At 62.9% G+C, this 19,859-nt stretch carries 17 protein-coding genes and 1 pseudogene; 4 read left to right on the top strand and 14 right to left on the bottom strand.

Going from position 1 to position 19,859, the window contains the following annotated elements:
• Positions 1-151: 151 nt before the first annotated feature.
• The 9 genes and pseudogenes from BM413_RS00935 to BM413_RS00890 all read right to left on the bottom strand — a co-directional run bounded on the left by BM413_RS00935 (position 152) and on the right by BM413_RS00890 (position 10,423).
• The gene (locus tag BM413_RS00935) at positions 152-1,267 is read right to left on the bottom strand and encodes a branched-chain amino acid ABC transporter substrate-binding protein (RefSeq protein ID WP_091909144.1); all 1,116 of its coding nucleotides are present in this window, start codon (positions 1,265-1,267) and stop codon (positions 152-154) included.
• A gap of 135 nt (positions 1,268-1,402) precedes the next feature.
• Positions 1,403-1,750, bottom strand: coding sequence for a DUF6867 family protein (locus BM413_RS00930; protein ID WP_091909141.1), 348 nt, complete (start codon positions 1,748-1,750; stop codon positions 1,403-1,405).
• A gap of 134 nt (positions 1,751-1,884) precedes the next feature.
• Positions 1,885-2,613: an ABC transporter ATP-binding protein gene (locus tag BM413_RS00925; protein ID WP_091909138.1), complete on the bottom strand. Its 729-nt coding sequence runs from the start codon at positions 2,611-2,613 to the stop codon at positions 1,885-1,887.
• Positions 2,614-3,599: 986 nt separating this feature from the next.
• Positions 3,600-4,433: pseudogene (locus BM413_RS34095) on the bottom strand (ABC transporter ATP-binding protein); the annotation flags it as partial.
• On the bottom strand, positions 4,433-6,001 hold the full coding sequence (gene livM / locus BM413_RS00915) for a high-affinity branched-chain amino acid ABC transporter permease LivM (protein WP_091909132.1): 1,569 nt from the start codon (positions 5,999-6,001) through the stop codon (positions 4,433-4,435). The gene livM and the pseudogene BM413_RS34095, both read right to left, overlap by 1 nt.
• Positions 6,002-6,005: 4 nt before the next feature.
• Positions 6,006-6,908, bottom strand: coding sequence for a branched-chain amino acid ABC transporter permease (locus tag BM413_RS00910; protein WP_091909130.1), 903 nt, complete (start codon positions 6,906-6,908; stop codon positions 6,006-6,008).
• A 326-nt stretch (positions 6,909-7,234) separates the two neighbouring features.
• Entirely contained in the window at positions 7,235-8,236 is a 1,002-nt protein-coding gene (locus BM413_RS00900) for a 4-hydroxyproline epimerase (protein WP_091909124.1), read from the bottom strand.
• Positions 8,237-8,242: 6 nt separating this feature from the next.
• A complete protein-coding gene (locus tag BM413_RS00895) occupies positions 8,243-9,499 on the bottom strand; it encodes an NAD(P)/FAD-dependent oxidoreductase (protein WP_091909121.1) in 1,257 nt (418 codons plus the stop codon).
• 30 nt (positions 9,500-9,529) lie between these two features.
• Entirely contained in the window at positions 9,530-10,423 is an 894-nt protein-coding gene (locus tag BM413_RS00890) for a dihydrodipicolinate synthase family protein (protein ID WP_091909118.1), read from the bottom strand.
• Between the two features lie 108 nt (positions 10,424-10,531).
• Between BM413_RS00890 and BM413_RS00885 the strand changes: the two genes are divergently transcribed.
• Entirely contained in the window at positions 10,532-11,203 is a 672-nt protein-coding gene (locus BM413_RS00885) for a GntR family transcriptional regulator (RefSeq protein WP_091909115.1), read from the top strand.
• Between the two features lie 430 nt (positions 11,204-11,633).
• On the opposite strand, the gene BM413_RS00875 is transcribed toward BM413_RS00885, so the two are convergent.
• Entirely contained in the window at positions 11,634-13,130 is a 1,497-nt protein-coding gene (locus BM413_RS00875; protein WP_091909108.1) for a CoA-acylating methylmalonate-semialdehyde dehydrogenase, read from the bottom strand.
• Between the two features lie 311 nt (positions 13,131-13,441).
• Between BM413_RS00875 and BM413_RS00870 the strand changes: the two genes are divergently transcribed.
• From BM413_RS00870 to BM413_RS00860, 3 genes are all read left to right on the top strand, one after another.
• Complete coding sequence (locus BM413_RS00870; protein WP_091909105.1) at positions 13,442-14,323, top strand: LysR family transcriptional regulator; 882 nt, start codon at positions 13,442-13,444, stop codon at positions 14,321-14,323.
• A gap of 63 nt (positions 14,324-14,386) precedes the next feature.
• Positions 14,387-15,028, top strand: a complete 642-nt coding sequence (locus tag BM413_RS00865; protein WP_175544218.1) for an RNA polymerase sigma factor — start codon at positions 14,387-14,389, stop codon at positions 15,026-15,028.
• Positions 14,977-15,366, top strand: coding sequence for a VOC family protein (locus BM413_RS00860; protein WP_091909101.1), 390 nt, complete (start codon positions 14,977-14,979; stop codon positions 15,364-15,366). Before BM413_RS00865 ends, BM413_RS00860 begins: the two co-directional genes overlap by 52 nt.
• Before the next feature lie 6 nt (positions 15,367-15,372).
• On the opposite strand, the gene BM413_RS00855 is transcribed toward BM413_RS00860, so the two are convergent.
• From BM413_RS00855 to BM413_RS00840, 4 genes are all read right to left on the bottom strand, one after another.
• Positions 15,373-16,626 (bottom strand): D-amino acid dehydrogenase, encoded by a 1,254-nt coding sequence (locus tag BM413_RS00855; protein ID WP_091909098.1) that lies wholly within the window; start codon positions 16,624-16,626, stop codon positions 15,373-15,375.
• Positions 16,627-16,667: 41 nt separating this feature from the next.
• Positions 16,668-17,801 carry an alanine racemase gene (gene alr, locus BM413_RS00850; protein WP_091909095.1) on the bottom strand — a complete coding sequence of 378 codons (1,134 nt, stop codon included), beginning with the start codon at positions 17,799-17,801 and terminating at the stop codon, positions 16,668-16,670.
• 270 nt (positions 17,802-18,071) lie between these two features.
• The gene (locus tag BM413_RS00845; RefSeq protein ID WP_091909090.1) at positions 18,072-18,593 is read right to left on the bottom strand and encodes an RNA pyrophosphohydrolase; all 522 of its coding nucleotides are present in this window, start codon (positions 18,591-18,593) and stop codon (positions 18,072-18,074) included.
• Positions 18,594-18,601: 8 nt separating this feature from the next.
• Positions 18,602-19,774, bottom strand: coding sequence for a divergent polysaccharide deacetylase family protein (locus BM413_RS00840; RefSeq protein WP_091909087.1), 1,173 nt, complete (start codon positions 19,772-19,774; stop codon positions 18,602-18,604).
• Positions 19,775-19,859: the final 85 nt, after the last annotated feature.

Genomic DNA, 19,859 nt, shown 5'->3' with positions numbered 1-19,859 from the left:
CTCCATACACCGAGGGAAATTGGCCGGCGCATGATTAGCGGGAAATTGCTGCAGTGCAACCCAAATCGAAGAACTAATTTCAATCGATTTAATTTGAAGCAAGAAAAAATGCCCGGCGCGAACGCCGGGCATTTCCGCAAGGTAGAAAACCTTAGAGCTGGAAGTAGTTGTACTTGCCGTCGTCGCCCTTCTTCCACTGGTAGACGACATAGTCGGCGTCGGTGCGGTCACCCTTCTCGTTGAAGGAGAGCTCGCCCAGAACCGTCTTGAACGGTCCCTTTTCCTTGATCGCCTTGGCAACTGCCTCCGGATCGTTCGAACCGGCAGCCGCAGCAGCCAGTGCTACGACCTGCGTCGCGGCATAGGAGTACAGCGTATAGGCTTCAGGTTCGAAGCCGGCAGCGCGGAACTTCTCGACGATTTCCTTGGCGTTCGGGTTGTTGCGCGGATCCGGGCCGAAGGTGTTGTAGGTGCCGGCAACCGCGTCACCCGCGATCGAGGCAAGTTCGTTCGACACGATGCCGTCGCCCGAGAACAGCGGAGCCTTGAGGCCCTGGTCAGCCGACTGGCGGATGATCAGGCCGGCTTCGGTGTGCAGGCCACCCCAATAGATGAGCGTGACGCCGGCTTCCTTCATCTTGGCGATGAGCGCGCCGAAATCCTTGTCGCCGACATTGACGCCTTCATACATGGCTTCGGTGACGCCGGCAGCGTTGAGCGCCTTCTTGGTTTCGTCGGCAAGACCCTGGCCGTAAGGCGTCTTGTCATGGATGACGGCAACCTTGGCGTCCTTGAAGTTGGCGGCGATGTAAGCACCGGCAACAGCGCCCTGCTGGTCGTCACGTCCGCAGGTGCGGAAGGTGTTCCACAGGCCGCGCTCGGTGAAGACCGGGTTGGTCGCAGCCGGGGTGATCTCCAGGATGCCGTTTTCGGCATAGACTTCCGACGCGGGGATCGAAACGCCCGAGTTGAAGTGGCCGACAACGAATTTGACGCCATCGGCGACGAACTTGTTGGCAACCGAGATGCCCTGCTTAGGATCGGAAACGTCGTCGCCGATCGAGACCTTGATCTGCTCGCCGTTGATGCCGCCGGCGGCATTGATGTCAGCTGCAGCCTGTTCGGCACCCTTCTGGAGCTGAGCGCCGAAGGCAGCGTTCGGACCCGTGATCGGGCCGGCAACGCCAAGCAGGACGTCCGCCCATGCGCTGCCGCTGAACGCCATCATAGCGGTCAGTGCAACTGCGGACAAAAGTGATTTTCTCATTGAAACACTCCCATTAACTGAGTGGGCGTGGATGATGCTTTCATGCGATGCCCACCCTATCGCAGAAAGATGAGTTTGCCGATTTTCCGGCCGTTGTCACGCCGTTTCACGAGGACGCGGCGTTAATCATGAACGTCAACCTTTCGGCTTCCAGCTCAACAGTGAAGCTCTCTCGTAGAGCCAATTATATTGCGTCACCATCTGGTTGGTGCGCGTGTATCGAAAGCCGATCGATCCCAGGACCAGAAGGATGATCGTGTCGACGATGTAGTATTGCAGCGAAAACATCGTGCCGTTGAACAGCGCATGATGGATGAAGCGGATCGCGATGCCGAGCAGCAGCAGATAAAACACCAGCGCCACATAGTTGCGCCAGGTCTGCGCGCAGGCGCGCCCCGTCATCCAGGCCGCCCACCCGCCAAGCAGGCAGGTGACGAAGAAGAACTGCCATATCGAGGGTTCTTCATAAAGAATGCCCTGCATTTTGCTTCCCTCCGGACAGACCTTGAAAGGTCCGTCTCCTTTTCTTCACCGCGCCGAAACCGTCATCGCACCGACACTCTTCTTCTTGACCATGATCTTGTCCGAAAACCGGTTTCCACTTTCGGGACCATGGTCTAATGACGCCCGCCTTCCAGATAGGCCGCGCGCACTTCCGGATTGGCGAGCAGTTCCTTGCCCGTGCCGCTCATCGTCACATTGCCGTTGACCATCACGTAGCCGCGCGTAGCCAGCTTCAGCGCGCCGAACGCGTTCTGCTCGACCAGGAACACCGTCAGCCCCTGCGTCTTGTTGAGCACGCGGATGGCGTCGAAGATCTGCTTGACGATCAGCGGCGCCAGGCCGAGCGACGGCTCGTCCAGAAGCAGGAGCTTCGGTCGCGCCATCAGCGCACGCGCGATCGACAGCATCTGCTGCTCGCCGCCCGACAGCGTGCCGCCGCGCTGGCCGATGCGTTCCTTGAGGCGCGGAAACAGCGTGAACACCTTTTCGGCGTCCTCGTCGTAATGCTTCAGATTGTCGAGGCTCGCGCCCATCTGAAGATTTTCCAGCACCGTCATGCGCGGAAAGATGCGGCGTCCTTCCGGCGACTGCGCAATCCTCAGCCGCGCGATCTCATGCGTCGGCATTTCGGTGATGTCGGTTCCGGCAAACGTGATCTTGCCGGCGCGCGCACGCGGCGAACCGAAGATGGTCATCATCAGCGTCGACTTGCCGGCGCCGTTGGCGCCGATCAAGGCGACGATCTCGCCCTCATTGACCGACACGTTGACACCGTTGAGCGCGCGGATATTGCCGTAATAGGTCTCGACGCCTTCGACCTTGAGCAGGGTCTTGCCGGTCATTATTTACGCTCCCCGCTCTTGGCCGCTTTCGGCGCGGCACTTTTGGGCTTCTGCGAAGGATGACTGGTCGCGACCTTGCCGGCGTCGACGCGCTTCGAGAACTCGGTCTCCTTGCCCTTGTCGAGCAACGCTGCCTGCTTCACCCATTCCTCACGCGCTATGCGCCCGTCGAAAGCGAGATAGGCTTCCGCCGCAACCACATCCGCCTTCTTCCACGCCGCGATCTGGTCGAAATGGAAGATGCCGTGCTCGTTGAGCTTCTTCTCGTTGACGAGGCCGATGCCCTTGATGCGGGTCAGGTTGTCGGCCCTGTTGCCGCGCGGCGCGGCGAGCCGGTTGGAAACACCGGCAGCCTTGGGCGCAGCCGGAGCTTTCGCAGCTGGCTTCGCGCTGGCCGGCTTGGGCGCAGCCTTCACCGGCTTGCTGGCGACGGCCTTGGTTGGGGCAACGGCCTTGGCCGCAGGTTTAGGCGCAGCCTTTGCGGGAGCATCGCTCTTGGCCGAGGCCTTGCCGGCAGAAGCAGCTGCTGGCTTCGGTGGAGCTTTCGCCGTCGTAGCAGGTTTCGCTGCCGCGACCGGCTTGGTCGAAGCAGTGGGCTTTGCCGGTTTCGCCGCCGCACCAGATACCGCAGCAGCTTTCGGCGTTGCTGCCTTTGCTTCCGGCTTTGCCTTTACCGCAGTGTAAGCAGGTTTCGCCTCAACCGGCTTTGCAGCGGGCTTTTTGGCAGCTGGCTTGGCCGGAGCAGCCTTCGGCGCCGCTGCCGGCACAGCCGCCAAGGCGGCGGGCGCAGATGCGGCTCTGGCTGCCCGGGCATCGACCTGCGAAGCCTTCGACGCGCCGTCAGCCACCGTGATGCGCTCGCCTTCGCTGTGGCCGATCGTGTCGCTTACCGGCCCGGCGAGCATGGAAGAGGACGAGCCGGGGCCATGCGCCGAGTCCGGACCGACATCCAGTTGCTCGATGACGTGATCGTCGCCGACCGCTATCAGGACGTCCTCGACCTCCTCGTCGTCGACGCCGAGATAGGCGGCGATGACGCGCGGGTCGTTGCGGACCGATTCCGGATTGCCGTCGGAAATCTTGCGGCCATATTCCAGAACCACGACATGGTCGGAAATCTGCATGACCACCGACATGTCGTGCTCGATCAGGAGGATCGACGTGCCGGTATTGTCCTTGATGTCGTTGAGCAGCGTATTCAGTGCCAGCGATTCCTTGGGATTGAGACCGGCTGCCGGCTCATCCAGGCACAGGAGCTCCGGCCCGGTGCACATGGCGCGTGCAATCTCCAGGCGCCGCTGCGCGCCATAGGGCAGGTCGCCGGCCGGATCGTCGGCGCGGTCGATCAGGTCGGCCTTTTCGAGCCAGAACTTCGCCAGGTCGACGGATTCGGCCGAAGCCTTGCGGTAGCCGCCGATGCCGAGCAGGCCGAGCACCGTGTAGCCCGAGGCCCGCATCAGCTTGTTATGCTGGGCAACGAGGAGGTTTTCCAACAGCGTCATGCCCGAAAACAGGCGGATGTTCTGGAAGGTGCGCGCCACCTTTGCCTGCGCCGTGATGCGGAAATCCGGCATGCGTTCCAGCAGGAACTCCTTGCCGTCATGCCCGCTGAGCCGGATCATGCCTTCCGACGGCTTGTAGAAGCCTGTGATGCAGTTGAACACGGTCGTCTTGCCCGCACCGTTCGGCCCGATCAGTGCGGTGATTTCGCCGCGCTTGGCCTCGAAGGACAGGTCGCCGATGGCGACCAGCCCGCCGAACTTCATCGAAAGATGCTCGACCGAAAGGATCGGTTTGCTCATGTCTGTTCCCGTAGTCATCAGCCGTGCCCTTCCTTGGTGAAGGAAGCTGAAACGGATTTTCGTTCATGCAGGAATGCGGTGGGTTCGCGACTGCCGACGAAGCCGCGCGGCTTCCACAGCATGACGATCACCATGGCGCAGCCGAACAGCAGCATGCGGTAGAGTTCCGGCGTGAAGCCGTCGCCGAAGATCGCCTTCAGGAACTGCATCTCGCGCAGGATCTCGGTGCCGCCGATCATCACCAGCGCCGCGATGGCGATGCCGGTAAGCGAGCCCATGCCGCCAAGGACGACGATGGCAAGGATGATCGCCGATTCCAGGAACACGAAGGATTCCGGGCTGACGAAACCTTGCCGCGCCGCGAAGAACGAGCCGGCGAAGCCGCCGAACATCGCGCCGGTGGCAAAGGCGGTGAGCTTGGTGGTGGTGGTGTTGATGCCGAGCGAACGGCAGGCGATCTCGTCTTCGCGCAGCGCTTCCCATGCACGGCCGACCGGCATGCGCCGCAGCCTGATGGTGACGAATGCCGTGAGCAGCGCCAAAGCGAGGATCAGGTAATAGAGGAAGATCTTATAATAAGCGCCGGACTGGGCGATGTTGAAGACCTTGGCGATGTAATTCGGATCGCTGACGTTGAACGAGAACAGGCCGAAGAAGCTGACCTTGGGAATGCCGGAGATGCCGGCCGACCCGTTGGTGACTTCACGCCAGTTGATCAGCACGAGGCGGATGATCTCGCCGAAGGCCAGTGTGACGATCGCCAGATAGTCGCCGCGCAGGCGCAGCACCGGAAAGCCGAGGATGACGCCCCAGAAAGCAGCCATCAGGCCGGCGGCCGGAAGCAATATCCAGAACGACCAGCCGAAATGCGTGCCGAGCAGCGCGTAGGAATAGGCACCGACCGCATAGAAAGCGACGTAACCAAGATCGAGCAGGCCGGCGAGGCCAACGACGATGTTGAGACCCCATGCCAGCATCACATAGATCAGGATCTGGATGCCGAAATTGTCCACCCATTTAAGCGAACCCTGGAAGCCGAACATAAGCACCATGGCGACCGGATAAAGCACCAGGAGGATGACCGACAGCAGCGAAAAATGGGCCAGGATGAAGCTGCGGAAATAGAACAGCACCGACGCCAGCGCATAGATGATCGCAAGGCCGCGCAGCAGACCGACATAGGCGGCCGACTGCGGGCTGAGAGAGCCTGCCAGCGTGCCGCTGAAGAGCAGCAGAAGGACGGCAATGACGACAGCTGCGATGAAATAGGGCAGCCTGAAGAAGCGTGTCGCAGCGCTGTCGGGAAACAGGCCGGTCGCGATGTTCGCGATCTTTTGGTTCGCCACGAACGGGCGGATATAGGCGACGGTGACGAAACGCCCGATCATGACGAGCGCGACGACGACGGCGAGCAGGCCCCAGCGCTGGACGAGGATCAGCTCGTTGCGGATGTTCTGGTCGCTCTTGAGGCCGATGAACAGAACGAACAGGCCGAAGGAGATCGCGCCGGCATAGAGCGCTTCACGGATAGCCTGCGGGAAGGGGTTTGCGACCTCTTCCCGGCTGGTGGAGACGGTTTGAACCATGATGTCAGACCTTTTCCACTTCTGGCCGGCCAAGAATGCCGGATGGCAGGAAGATCAGCACGATCGCCAGGATGGAGAAGGCCGCCACGTCCTTGTAGTCGATGGAGAAATAGGCCGACCACATCGATTCGATGAAGCCGATCATCAGCCCGCCAAGCACGGCGCCCGGTATGGAGCCGATGCCGCCGAGAACGGCTGCGGTGAAGGCTTTCACCCCGGGCACGAAGCCATCGGAGAAGACCACGACGCCGTAATACATCAGGAACAGCGTGCCCGCGACAGCCGCAAGGCAGGCGCCCATGATGAAGGTGATGGAGATCGTCCGGTCGACGTCGATGCCGAGGAGCGCTGCCATCTTGCGATCCTGCTCGCAGGCGCGCTGCGCGCGGCCCAGCGAAGTCTTGTTGACCAGATACCAGAAGATCGCCAGCAGGGCCGCGGTCACCACCACGATGATGATCTGCTTCAGCGACACGCTGATGCCCTCGATCGTGTAAACTTGGCTGACCATCGGCGGGATCGGCTTGTTGCGCGGGCCCTGCGTGACCTGCACGAAGTTCGACAGCGCGATCGACATGCCGATGGCAGTGATCAGCGGTGCGAGCCGGAAGGAGCCGCGCAAGGGCCTGTAGGCGACCTTTTCGATCGTCCAGTTGTAAAGGCTGGTGAGCAGCATCGCCACGATCATCATGATCAGCAGCGCCACGACCACCGGCACCGAATAGAACAGCCCGACCAGGATGAGGAAGACGATGAGCGCGGTGAACGCGCCGACCATGAAGATATCGCCGTGGGCGAAGTTGATCATGCCGATGATGCCGTAGACCATCGTGTAGCCGATTGCGATCAGCCCATAGATCGATCCCAGCGTCAGCCCGTTGATAAGCTGCTGGATAAAATATTGCATCTAGCTGCGGCTCCCCTGGAATGTCGCCTTTTGGGTCGCATTCCTTTTCGTATTTCCCCTAGTCCTAAAGTTTCGAACCCGGATTGCAATGTCAATTTTCGCGATCGGGTGGAAAGATTTCAGGCATGCGTCCAGCTGCTTGTTTTTGATCCTGGCTTGCTGGACTACTCGGAAGCTATCATTGGCATAACGCAATGTCCTTGCTGAATTTGTGATGCCTTTTCCATTCTATCGTACAATCATGCGCGCAATAGGCAAATCACGACGAATTGTTGCAGCAAGCGCGGCAGCATTGTTTCGGCAACCCGTGCGTGCCGCGCGCCCCTTCATGTGACGACGAAGCCATGCGCGAAGGGATCGCGATCATCGATGAAGATTGTATTCAATCCCGTCATCCGCGCCCACCCGCCGATGGATGGAATGATGGCGGTCTTTCCCGCCACTTTCGTTTCGCTTTCGACCCGGCCCTTGAACAGGGAGCCGATGATCGATTCATGGATGAAGTCGTCGCCGGTCTTCAGCCTGCCCTTGGCGTGAAGCTGCGCCATGCGCGCCGAGGTGCCGGTGCCGCAAGGCGAGCGGTCGATTGCCTTGTCGCCATAGAAGACGGCATTGCGCGCATCGGCCTCCTCATGCTTTGCCGCGCCGGTCCACAGCATGTGCGACAGCCGGTTGATGCCGGGATTTTCCGGATGCACGAAGGTGTATTTCTCGTTCAGCCGCTGGCGCACCACCGGGCTCCAGGCGATCAGGTCGCCGGCGGAGTGATCGGCCATGTCGCGGTAGTTATCCTGCGGCTCGACGATGGCGTAGAAGTTGCCGCCATAGGCGACATCCACCTTGATCTCGCCGAGTACCGGGCACTCGACCGTCAGCCCTTCCGCATGGAGGAAGGAGGGGACGTTGGTGATGCGCACTTCCTCGACATATTCGCCGACCTGTTTGTATTCGGCGATGACCAGCCCGGCCGGCGTATCGAGGCGCAGCGTGCCCGGCGTTTTCGGCTTCACCAGCCCATGCTCGATCGCCATCGTCACCGTGCCGATGGTGCCGTGGCCGCACATCGGCAGGCAGCCTGAGGTTTCGATGAAGAGGATGGCGATGTCGCAATCCTCGCGCGTCGGCGGATAGAGGATCGAGCCGGACATGACATCATGGCCGCGCGGCTCGAACATCAGCCCGGTACGGATCCAGTCGTACTCAGCCAGGAAATGCGCGCGCCGCTCCATCATGGTCGAGCCCTGAAGCTGCGGCCCGCCCCCGGCGACGAGCCGGACCGGGTTGCCGCAGGTGTGACCGTCGATGCAGAAGAAGGAATGCCGAGCCATGATGCCTCAGAAGCGTTGAGCGGAAAAAGGTGACAGGTCGATTTCCGGAGCCTGCCGCAGAACGAGGTCGCGGATCAAGGCGCCGGTGGCTGCCGATTGCGTCAGGCCAAGATGGCCGTGGCCGAAGGCGTAGAAGACATTGTCGCGGCCTCTGGCGCGGCCGATGACCGGCAGCGAATCCGGCAGTGACGGGCGATAGCCCATCCATTCGCGCCCGCCCGACGGATCGAGCCCCGGCATGAACTTTTGCGCCTTCTTCATCATCGCCTTGGAACGCGCGAAATTCGGCGGCCGATTGAGCCCTCCAAGCTCCACCGCACCGCCGACGCGAATGCCGGTTTCCAGCGGTGTGACGACGAAACCCTGATGCGAGAAGATGAGCTGGCGCTTCAGGTCGAAGGCGGTTGCCGGCAGCGTCGTGTTGTAGCCGCGCTCGGTCTCCAGCGGGATGCGGTCGCCGAACTGCCGCGCCAGAAGATGCGACCACGCGCCCGCAGCAATAACGAGCTTGTCGGCCAGGATCGTGCGGCCCTGCTTCAGCTGTATCGCGATCCTGTCACGCGAAGGCACGGCGAGCGCGACGTCGCCCTGCACGAACTTCGCGCCATGCTTTTCGGCATAGCGCCAGATCGCTTTGCCGAGCAGTTTCGGATCCGAAACGGTCTTCCATCCCGGCACGAAAGTGCCGCGTACCAGGTCCGGCGACAGGCCGGGCTGATAGGCGGCGAGTTCATCCTTTTCCAGATGGCGATAGCCGATGCCGAAGCGGTCGCGCGCAGCCCAGCCGGGTAGCGAATCGCGAAACTCCTGCTCGCTCTCATAGAGCTCCAGCGAGCCGTCTTCGCGCAGCATGGATTTCGTGCCGGAGCGCTGCATCAGTCCGGCCCAGGCCGTCTCGGCGAGCTTCATCAGGCTGGCCTGCGCGACCAGCCCGCCTTCATAGTTTCCGGCCGCGCCGGCGCGCCAGAAGCGATAGAGCCAGGGCATAAGCTTGGGGAAATAGGCCGGCGGAATGGCGAGCGGCCCGAGCGGATCGAGAAGCCATTTCGGCACCTGCGCCAGCATGCCCTTATGCGCCAGTGGCAGCACGTCGGAAAAAGCGAGTGCCGCAGCATTGCCGGAACTCGTCTCCTCGCAGATGCCGGTGCGGTCAAACACCGTCACCTTGAGCCCGGCCTCAGCGAGATGGGCCGCAGCACAGATGCCGACGATGCCGGCACCGATGATGGCTACTTCCACCTCGCCTGAACTGCCTACACTCATGACGCCTCCCGTCGTCTGCGATTTCAGTGATCAGAAGGACGGCAATACCGGCCTGACTGCAAGTGCATCCTTGATGATCTTCTCGACAGCCTTGCGGCGTTCGCCCGAAAGCGGCTGGCGCGGCATGCGCACGCGGTCATTCGTGCCGATGGCGTGAACCTCGGCAAGCTTGATGTTCTGGACCAGATAGGTCGAGACGTCGAGGTCGAGCAGCGGGCGGAACCAGCGATAGATGGCGAGCGCCTCATCGCGGCGACCCTGCTTCATGAGCTGGTAGATCGCAACCGTCTCGCGCGGGAAGGCCGTGACCAGCCCGGCAACCCATCCGATGGCGCCAACGCTGAGCGCCTCGAAGGCCAGGTTATCGACGCCGGTGAACAGGTCGAAGCGGTCACCGAAGCGGTTGATGATCTCGGTCGAGCGGCGGATATCGTCGGACGATTCCTTGACCGCCACGAACAGCGGATCGGACGCCAGTTCCTCCATCACCTCAATGGTGACGTCGACGCGGTAGGCGACGCGGTTGGAATAGATCATTACCGGCAGCCCGCCGCCGGCGGCCATCGCCTTCAGCGTAGCGACCGTCTCCTGCGGGTTGGTGTGATAGATCGGGCTCGGCACGATCATCAGACCGTCGGCCCCTGCCACCGCTGCCTGCTTAGCAATGGCCGCACCTTCGCGTGTGCCGGCCTCGTTGATGGTCAGAAGCACCGGCTTGCCATTGGCCACGCCCTGCGCCGTCTTCAGCACCGAAAGCTTCTCCTCGACCGACAGCATCGGCCCCTCGCCCAGCGACCCGGCGACGATGATGCCGTCGCAACCCGCTTCCATCTGCAGCGCAAAACAGCGCTCCATCTCGGCATGGTCGAGGCGGTCGTCCTCGGTGAATTTGGTCGTTACGGCGGGGAAAACTCCGGTCCACATATCGGTCGCTCCATCTGATATACCACAGATATATCAGTAATGAATTCCTTCTGTCAATTGGCTTTGCAGCCTGATATATCAAAAATATGTTAACCGGAATGAGCAGCCTTGAATACCGTCGACAGCAAGCCGGAACGTGCGGACACAGCCGAATCCGCCAGCGCGAAAGCCTATCGCGTGCTCGAAAAAATGATCGTCACGCTCGAACTGGCGCCGGGCAGCGTCACCACCGAAAAGGCGCTCATCGAAAAATTGTCGCTCGGGCGAACGCCCGTCCGCGAGGCGATCCAGCGCCTGGCGTGGGAAGGGCTGGTTTCGGTGCGCCCGCGCGCCGGCCTCGAGATCGCACCGCTGCATGCGGGTGACTGGCTGCGCGTGCTCGATGCACGCCGTGGCGTCGAAGTGATTCTGGCCCGCTCCGCGGCACGCTTCGCCACCGCTGAAATGTCCAGCCGTTTCCAGGAGACGGCGATGGCCATGCACGATGCGGTCCTCACCAACGACGTGATCGGCTATCTCGAAGCCGACAAATCGCTCGACGAAGCCATGGCGCTCGCCGCCGACAACCGCTTTGCCGCCCAGCTCGTCGCGCCGCTGCAGACGCATAGCCGCCGGTTCTGGTTCCGCTTCCAGAGCGGAACGGGCCTCGCCGAAGCCGCCGGCAACCACGTCTCGCTCATCCGCGCCATCCTCGAGCGCGACGAGGAAGCCGCCGGCACCGAAGCCGACCGCCTGATGGCGCTTCTGCGCCTGCACGCGCAGGCAGCCGCGATGCGGTGATTCCCACGCCGAAGCTGCGGTTCCTCACCCCCGCTGTTGCGGGGGAGAGGTGGTTTGCGCAGCAAACCGGAGAGGGGAGGATGAAGCGCGGTACGGTTGGCGGAGGGGCGTCGATCATATCGGGGCGGCCGAGATCAACGAGACCCCCTCTCCGTCTCGGGCTTCGCCCGAGCCACCTCTCCCCCACTTCGTAGGGGCGAGGAACCGCCAATCGCCAACGGTGCATGCCACAAACGAAAAGAGCGCGGACGATGCCGCGCTCTTTTCGATCAGTTCATCGCGGGCCCAGAGGCTGCTTGATAACTCGCCCTGCCGAGTCATATGGGGTGGTTTTCGAGAACCGGAGCGGAGCGTACGTTAAAGTACGTGAGCACCGGAAGCGCAGAAAATTGCCTCAGATGGCCGGCAGGGTAGAGTTAGCGAGCGGGCTCTAGTTCATCGTCGGAATGACGAACTCAGCCCCATCCTTGACGCCCGACGGCCAGCGCGAGGTTACCGTCTTGGTCTTGGTGTAGAAGCGGAAGGCGTCCGGGCCGTGCTGGTTGAGGTCGCCGAAGGACGAGGCCTTCCAGCCGCCGAAGGTGTAATAGGCGATCGGCACCGGGATCGGCACGTTCACGCCGACCATGCCGACCTGCACGCGGGATGCGAAATCGCGCGCTGCATCGCCGTCGCGGGTGAAGATGGCGACGCCGTTGCCCATTTCATGGTCGTTGGCGAGCTTGATGGCATTTTCGTAGGTCGGCGCGCGCACGACCGAGAGCACCGGTCCAAAGATTTCTTCCTTGTAGATGCGCATGTCGGCAGTGACATTGTCGAACAGACAGCCGCCCATATAGTAGCCGTTCTCGTAGCCCTGCATCTTGAAGCCGCGGCCGTCGACGACGAGCTTGGCGCCTTCCTTGACGCCGATGTCGACGTAATCCTTGATGCGCTCCAGCGCCTGGGCGGTCACGACGGGACCGAAGTCGGCCGAGGAGTCGGTCGAGGGGCCAACCTTCAGGCTTTCGACGCGCGGGACCAGCTTTTCCATCAGGCGGTTGGCGGTGTCCTCACCGACCGGCACCGCAACCGAGATCGCCATGCAGCGCTCGCCGGCCGAGCCGTAGCCGGCGCCGATGAGGGCGTCGACGGTCTGGTCCATGTCGGCGTCGGGCATGATGATCATGTGGTTCTTGGCGCCGCCGAAGCACTGCACGCGCTTGCCGTTGGCACAGCCGCGCGAATAGATGTACTGCGCGATCGGCGTCGAGCCGACGAAGCCGATGGCCTTGATGTCGGGATCATCGAGGATCGCATCGACCACCGTCTTGTCGCCATTGACGACATTGAGCACGCCCGCCGGCAGGCCGGCTTCGATGAACAGCTCGGCAATGCGCAGCGGCACGCCTGGATCACGCTCGGAAGGCTTCAGGATGAAGGCGTTGCCGCAGGCGAGCGCCGGGCCGATCTTCCACAGCGGGATCATCGCCGGGAAATTGAACGGAGTGATGCCGGCAACAACGCCGAGCGGCTGGCGCATCGAATAGACATCGATGCCGGTGCCGGCATTGTCGGTGAATTCGCCCTTCATCATATGCGGCGCGCCGATGCAGACTTCGATCACTTCGAGACCGCGCTGGATGTCGCCCTTGGCGTCGGCGATGGTCTTGCCATGCTCGCGCGCCAGAAGTTCGGCGAGCGAGTCATATTCGCGGTTGGCCAGTTCGAGGAACTTCATCAGCACACGCACGCGGCGCTGCGGGTTGGTCGCAGCCCAGCCGACCTGGGCGGCCCTGGCGTTCTCTACCGCTGCACGCAGTTCGGCAGCAGATGCCAGCGCGACCGTGCCGCGCACCGCGCCGTCCATCGGCTGCATCACGTCCTGCTTGCGCCCGCTGGTGCCAGCGACATGCTTGCCGCCGATGAAATGACCGTAATCGACCATGCTCTCTCTCCCTGGGGATTGTTGATTTAGGCCATTGTCCTGCTTTGCGGCCCACTTTGCAACGCGAGCAGAAAACCAACCGTTGTGCAAAAAGTAGAGTACAGAGCGCTGCTGAATATGATTTAATGCAAATAAGAGGGCGCGGCGTCTCCCTCCCCCTCGAGGGGAGGGTCGATCCGCGAAGCGGATCGGGGTGGGGTCGGTCAAGGTAGCGCTCGGCATTTCTATAGGCCGAGTGTTTCACCGACGACCCCTCCCGGCTCGCTTCCCTCACCACCCTCCCCTCAAGGGGGAGGGATAACGGAGGAACCATGAACTGGGACGACGTCAGAATATTCCTCGCGGTCGCGCGCGCCGGGCAGATCCTCGGTGCGGCGCGCCGGCTGGAGCTCAACCACGCAACCGTATCGCGCCGCGTCGCAGCCCTTGAGGAAGCGCTCAATACAAAGCTGTTCCGGCGCCTCACCACCGGCAGCGAGCTGACGCCCGCCGGCGAGCGGTTTCTGGAAGTCGCCGAACGTATGGAAGCCGACATGATCTCTGCGCGTGCCGAGATCGCCGGCGAAGGCGACGCGGTGTCGGGCACCGTGCGCATCGGCGCGCCGGACGGTATAGGCGTTGCCTTCCTCGCATCGCGCCTCGGCGCCCTGACGGCCATGCATCGCGACCTGAAAATCCAGCTGGTGCCGGTGCCGCGCTCCTTCTCGCTGTCGCGGCGCGAGGCCGACATCGCCATCACCGTCGAGCGGCCGAGCGAAGGGCGCCTCGTCGCCGGCAAGCTGGTCGATTACACGCTCGGCCTTTTCGCCTCGCGCGCCTATGCCGAGGAAAACGGCCTGCCGCAGACGGTGGTCGACCTCGCCAACCACCGCCTCGTCGGCTATGTGCCGGACCTCGTCGTCAGCCCCTCGCTGGATTATGCCGCCGAGTTCAGCCCGGACTGGAACGCCGGCTTTTCGATCTCGTCGAGCCTGGGTCAGGTGGAGGCGGTACGGGCGGGCGCAGGCATCGGCATGCTGCACACCTTCATCGCCCGCTCGCATCCCGACCTGGTGCCGGTACCGGCGGCAAAACCGATCCGCCGCGCCTATTGGCTGGTCTATCATGAATCCGTTCGCCCGCTGCGCCGCATCCAGACCGTCGCCGGCTACATCACCAAGGCGGTGGAAGCGGAACGCGCGCTGTTTGTGTGATGGACTGGGGGAGCAGTCATGCTGTCACGACCTTATCTGGAACTGCTGCGTCAGGCACGACGCGTGACGCGCAAAAGCAACGAGGCCGAAGATCTTTTGCAGACCGTGCTTCTGGCGGCGGTGGAGGCGGGCCGGCAGGATCTCGCCTGCCCGGAAAATCGCCGCTGGATGCAAGGCGCACTGCGCAAGCGAGCCGCATTCGACGCGCGCACGGCGATCCGTCGACGCAAGCGTGAAGACCGTTGGCTGGACGGCGCATCCGGCTCCAGCGAGCCCAGCGAGCTGCCGATGGCTTTCCTCGCCACGCTTTCGCCGGCTCTGCGCACGACCGCCCTGCTTGCGCTTACCGGCCACACGAAACCCGAAATCATCTGGATGCAGCGCCTCTCGGAGGCCGCCTTTCGGCAGCGCATATGCGAGATCAGACGGCGATGGCGCCTGAGTGGAACTGGCCGCATCGACGATATGCCCGGCCTGTCCGGGTATCTGTCTTATGGCACAATCAGGCGCACGCTATTGGGACCGGTGCATCGTCATCAGGCTGCGCTGGGAAGCCACGATCCGGACGGTCATCTTTTTATTATGAACTTCGCCTCACAAAACAACGGGCCGCGGCAACAGGGGATCGTCCAGCCACAACAAAGGGATGAAAAATGTTCGGAAAATCCAAGCTCGGCGCCGTCTGCTACTACGTCTCGGACATAGCGCGAACCGAAACCTTCTATCGCGACGTGCTCGGCCTCGCTGTCGACAATATGGGCGACGATGGCAGCGGCAATGACTGGCTGCTGGCGCGTACCGCGAACGGCATCGAACTCCTGTTCTTCAAGCAGGAGTCGCGGCCCGGCAATTCACCGATCATCGTCTTTGAACTCGCCGAAGGTGGCATCGACGATGTCGTCGCCGGCCTTGCAGCCCAGGGCGCGACCATCGTCACGCCCGTCAGCCACGCTCCCGGCGGATGGTCGGCCGAGATAGCCGACCCGGACGGGCATACGGTCTCGATGTATCAGTCGGAAACGCTGCCGCGATCGCTGAAATAGCCTGCCTCAGCCGTAGCGGCTGAGATTGAGTACGCCCGTATCGATCTCCGGCGTCTTGCCGGAAACTATGTCGGCCAGCACGCGGCCCGATCCGCAGGACATGGTCCAGCCCAGCGTGCCGTGGCCGGTGTTGAGGTAGAGATTGCCATAGCGGGTCTTGCCGATGATCGGCGGGCCGTCCGGCGTCATCGGGCGCAGGCCGCACCAGAAGCTCGCTTCCTTGACCGCACCGCCATTGGGAAACAGGTCGGAGACCGAATGCTCCAGCGTGTCGCGCCGCGCCTGATGCAGGCTGAGGTCGTAGCCCGAGATTTCCGCCGTGCCGCCGACGCGGATGCGGTCGCCGAGGCGCGTGATCGCGACCTTGTAGGTCTCGTCCATGACGGTCGAGACCGGCGCGCCGTCGGCATTGGTGATGGGCACGGTGATGGAATAGCCCTTCACCGGATAGACCGGCACCGAAAGCCCGAGCGGCTTCAGGATGATCGGCGAATAGCTGCCCAGCGCCACGACATAGGCGTCCGCCGTAAGCAGGCCAGCGCTGGTGGCAATCCCGGTGATCCGCCCGCCCTCGCTGATGATCTTCTCGATCTTCGTGTTAAAGCGGAAGCTCACGCCGCGCCCGGCGCAATGCGCTGCCAGACGCTCGGTGAACATCTGGCAGTCGCCCGTCTCGTCGCCCGGCAGCCGCAGGCCGCCGACGAATTTGCCCTTCACCGCGGCCAGCGCCGGCTCGGCACCGATGCAGCCGGCGGGATCCAGCACCTCGAACGGCACGCCGAACTGCTTCAGAACTTCGACGTCGCCGCCGATGCCGTCGAGCTGCTTCTGCGTGCGGAAAAGCTGCAGCGTGCCCTGGCTGCGCTCGTCATAGGCGATGCCGGTCGAGGCGCGCAGCGCCTTCAGCATGTCGCGGCTGTATTCGGCAATCGGCACCATGCGCGCCTTGTTGACGGCGTAGCGCGCCGAAGTGCAGTTGCCGAGCATCTTCAGAAGCCACGACCACATCGCCGGATCGAATTTCGGGCGAACGACCAGCGGCCCGTGGCGCATCAGCAGCCATTTGATCGCTTTGACCGGAATGCCGGGACCGGCCCAGGGCGAAGAATAGCCGGGCGACACTTCGCCGGCATTGGCAAAGCTGGTTTCCAGCGCAGGACCGCTCTGGCGGTCCACCACCTCGACCTCATGGCCGGCTTCCGCCAGATAATGCGCGCTGGTGATGCCCACCACGCCGCTTCCCAGAACAAGAACCTTCATTGTAGAACCCCTTGAAAATTGCCTGCGGCGGGAGAGCCCCCTCAGCCGCCTTCGTAAATCCGATGAAAACGATGGCCGAGCCCGGTCAGCACCTCGTAGCCGATGGTGCCGGCATGGCCGGCGACGTCGTCCACGGTCTGGTGGCTGCCGATCATCTCAACCAGATCGCCCGCCTTCAGCGCGCCTTCGGGCAGCGCCGAGATGTCGATGATGATGCTGTCCATCGAGACGCGGCCGACAAAGGGCAGCCTGACACCGTTGAAGAAGGCACCGGCCGCCGCGCGGCGATGCCAGCCATCGGCATAGCCGAGCGAGATCGTTGCGGCGCGTAGCTGCCCAGTGGTGCGGAAAGTGTGGCCGTAGCCGACGCCGATATCCGTCTCCAGCATGCGCGTCTGGATGACCTTTGCCGAAAGCCGGATGACCTCGCGCATCGGGTTCGGCTTGCCCGGCGTCGGGTTGATGCCGTAGAGCGCCGCACCCGGCCGGGCGAGGTCGTAATGATAGTCCGGCCCCAGAAAGATACCCGACGAATTGGTCAGCGAAGCGGGTGCTGCCGGTAGCAGCGAACGCAGGAGGTCAAAAGCCTTCTTCTGCGCGGCATTGGCCGGATGCTCCGGCTCGTCGGCGCAGGCGAGATGGCTCATCACAAGCTTGACCTCGACGCCATCCAGCAGGCCGGGATTCCGCGCCAGTGTCTCGACTTCCTCCGGCATCATGCCGAGCCGCGACATGCCGCTGTCGACCTGAAGCGCCACGGGCAGCCTTTTGCCGAGCGCCTTTGCCGCGGCTGTCCAGGCGGCAAGCTGCTCGAGGCTGTTGGCGATCGTGATCAGATCAGCCGCAGCGGCTTCGGTTTCCGCGCCGGGCGGTGTGCCGTTGAGGATGTAGATTTCGGGGCCATCGCCAAGCACGGAGCGCAGGGCCAGTCCCTCGCCGGCATGCGCGACGAAGAAGGTGTCGCAACCCTCATCGGCCAAGGCCTTCGCCACTTCGGCCGCACCCAGCCCATAGGCATCGGCCTTGACCACGCCGGCGCAGCGCGTGCCGCCGAGATGGCTCTTCAGCAGCCGGTAGTTTTCACGCAAAGCGGAAAGGTCGATCGTCAGCACCGCGCCCGCTTCCGCAAGGCTCGGCTGCGATGTTTCGCATATTCTTGCGTTGTCCCGGTCCATTCCGCTCGAAATCCTCAGATTTCAGCGCAAAATCACCGTATTTAGATGATTGCTTGCGCCATACTAAAAATTTACGCAGAATCCTTTCAATAAATAGGGCATTGTTCGATGATCCTGCGCAAATCACCCATAATGCAAACAAGGTTGCACTGCAACATCAGCCTGCAGCGAAAGCGCAGCTTACGTTGGATCAGGCAACGGCGAAACGCCGTGCGCGAGGGGAATTTATTGGAGATGTCGGCGGAGGCCTAAGCCGTCAGCGCGCGCATGTCACGGCGCCAGATGGCGGAAGGCCGCGACGACTTCCTCATAAACCTTGCGCTTGAAGGGCACGATCAGATCCGGCAGGTCGGTCATCGGCTTCCAGGCCCAGTCGTCGAACTCGGCCTCATGCCCGCCCGGCGGCGGGTTGATCGCTATTTCGCTCTCATTGCCCTCGAAGCGGAAGGCGAACCATTTTTGCGTCTGGCCGCGATACTTGCCTTTGAAGGCAATGCCGAGCTTGTCGGCGGGCAGGTCGTAGTTGATCCAGCACGGCGCTTCCGCCAGCAGCGAGACACTGCGCATGCCGGTTTCCTCATAGAGCTCGCGCAGGGCCGCCGGCAGCGGGTCCTCGCCCTTGTCGATGCCGCCCTGCGGCATCTGCCAGAGCTTGTCGGTTCCTTCCATCTCGCTGTCCGGCTCGGCGATGCGATGGCCGGACCAGACCAACCCGTCGCCATTCAGCACCATGATGCCGACGCAGGGGCGATAGGGAAGCGATTCCGGATCGATCTTCTTGTTCTTTGCCATGATGTCCTTCAGCCCCGTTCCGGGTCGGTGGCGAGTGCCGAGATCGGCACGATCTCGATGCCGCGCCGTTTTGCTTCCTCGACCCAGGAGGAGACGGCATCGACTGTCATGTCGAAGGCTGATCCCGTTCCGATGGCAAAGCCCTTGGCGCGTGCCGTGCTTTCGAGCTGGTCGAGTTTCTTGAGGATTTCGCCACGGTCGCGCACCGCATCGATCATGGCATCGGCGACGGCAACCGGCACGCGGTTCTTCAGCGCCAGTTCCGGCGCGACGCTGCGCGCCGTCGAGCCATCGTCGAGATAAAGCAGGCCGCGCTTGCCGAGTTCGGCCATGACCGGCCCCATTGCCGCCGCATCGGCGGCAAAGCGGGCGCCCATATAGTTCATCACGCCGGTGTAATTGGTCGTACGCGACAGCGTCCAGCGGAGGTTCTTCAAATTCTCGGCGGCGGGTGCTGCCACCGTCAGCGTGTTGCGGCCCGGATTGACGTTGGGATAATCGAACGGCTCCAGCGCCACCTGCATGACGATCTCATGGCCCTTGCGGCGGCCCTCCTGCATCCAGCGGCCGATACTGTTGCCCGCCGGCGCGAAGGCCAGCGTGACTTCCGGCGGCAGCTTGCCGATCGCCTCCTGCGTGCCCGTCTGCGACAGGCCGAGACCGCCGATGACGATCGCCACGCGCGCACCGCGCGCACCTGACCATGGCCGCGCATAGACATCGAACGGCCGCCTGCCATCTGCGCCGCGGATCGGCAGCGGCCCGGTTTCGCTCTGCTCGATCAGCGCCTTGTCCGGCAGATGCGCAACGCGCAGGTTCTGGCCCAGCGCCGAAGGATCGCGGATGACGACGACGCCATTCGAAGTCCCTTCCGGCGGTTCGACATGGATGATGGATGGGCCGTCAGCGGGTTGGGCAGCCGTGTTGGCGGAGGGCGCCGGAGCAGGCCCGGCAGCCGTCTCCGTTTTTGCCGGCTCCGTCACCTGCGGCGTCGAAACGGCAACCAGCGATGGATTGCGGAACGGCCGTTCCCGAAAGGCGATCAAACTGGAACCGGCAACGATCGCGATTGCCGCCAGCGCCAGAACGACCGGGCCGGCACGCAGCGAAAAGCCGCGCGGCGACCGGCGCGTAGCTGCGGCGGCCTGACCTAGCGGGCGATCGATTTCCTTATCGGACAAGCCGTATTCCCCAGAGAATCGGACAGGACAACGGGCATCCGTTGTCGCAGAATCCGGCGCTCAACTAAAGAGCGTGCGGCCTGAG

The organism is Mesorhizobium sp. YR577, from assembly GCF_900116595.1.
Lineage (GTDB): Bacteria > Pseudomonadota > Alphaproteobacteria > Rhizobiales > Rhizobiaceae > Mesorhizobium_M.
This window is presented reverse-complemented; position numbering and strand designations above follow the sequence as displayed.

Bases quoted from the DNA above. Each gene is read 5' to 3' on its own strand.
- BM413_RS00890 (WP_091909118.1), bottom strand. From the start codon at position 10,423: ATGTGGACCGGAGTTTTCCCCGCCGTAACGACCAAATTCACCGAGGAC.
- livM (WP_091909132.1), bottom strand. From the start codon at position 6,001: ATGGTTCAAACCGTCTCCACCAGCCGGGAAGAGGTCGCAAACCCCTTC.
- BM413_RS00900 (WP_091909124.1), bottom strand. From the start codon at position 8,236: ATGGCTCGGCATTCCTTCTTCTGCATCGACGGTCACACCTGCGGCAAC.
- BM413_RS00845 (WP_091909090.1), bottom strand. From the start codon at position 18,593: ATGGCAAAGAACAAGAAGATCGATCCGGAATCGCTTCCCTATCGCCCC.
- BM413_RS00870 (WP_091909105.1), top strand. From the start codon at position 13,442: ATGAACTGGGACGACGTCAGAATATTCCTCGCGGTCGCGCGCGCCGGG.
- alr (WP_091909095.1), bottom strand. From the start codon at position 17,801: ATGGACCGGGACAACGCAAGAATATGCGAAACATCGCAGCCGAGCCTT.
- BM413_RS00925 (WP_091909138.1), bottom strand. From the start codon at position 2,613: ATGACCGGCAAGACCCTGCTCAAGGTCGAAGGCGTCGAGACCTATTAC.
- BM413_RS00875 (WP_091909108.1), bottom strand. From the start codon at position 13,130: ATGGTCGATTACGGTCATTTCATCGGCGGCAAGCATGTCGCTGGCACC.
- BM413_RS00935 (WP_091909144.1), bottom strand. From the start codon at position 1,267: ATGAGAAAATCACTTTTGTCCGCAGTTGCACTGACCGCTATGATGGCG.
- BM413_RS00860 (WP_091909101.1), top strand. From the start codon at position 14,977: ATGTTCGGAAAATCCAAGCTCGGCGCCGTCTGCTACTACGTCTCGGAC.
- BM413_RS00855 (WP_091909098.1), bottom strand. From the start codon at position 16,626: ATGAAGGTTCTTGTTCTGGGAAGCGGCGTGGTGGGCATCACCAGCGCG.
- BM413_RS00910 (WP_091909130.1), bottom strand. From the start codon at position 6,908: ATGCAATATTTTATCCAGCAGCTTATCAACGGGCTGACGCTGGGATCG.
- BM413_RS00930 (WP_091909141.1), bottom strand. From the start codon at position 1,750: ATGCAGGGCATTCTTTATGAAGAACCCTCGATATGGCAGTTCTTCTTC.
- BM413_RS00895 (WP_091909121.1), bottom strand. From the start codon at position 9,499: ATGAGTGTAGGCAGTTCAGGCGAGGTGGAAGTAGCCATCATCGGTGCC.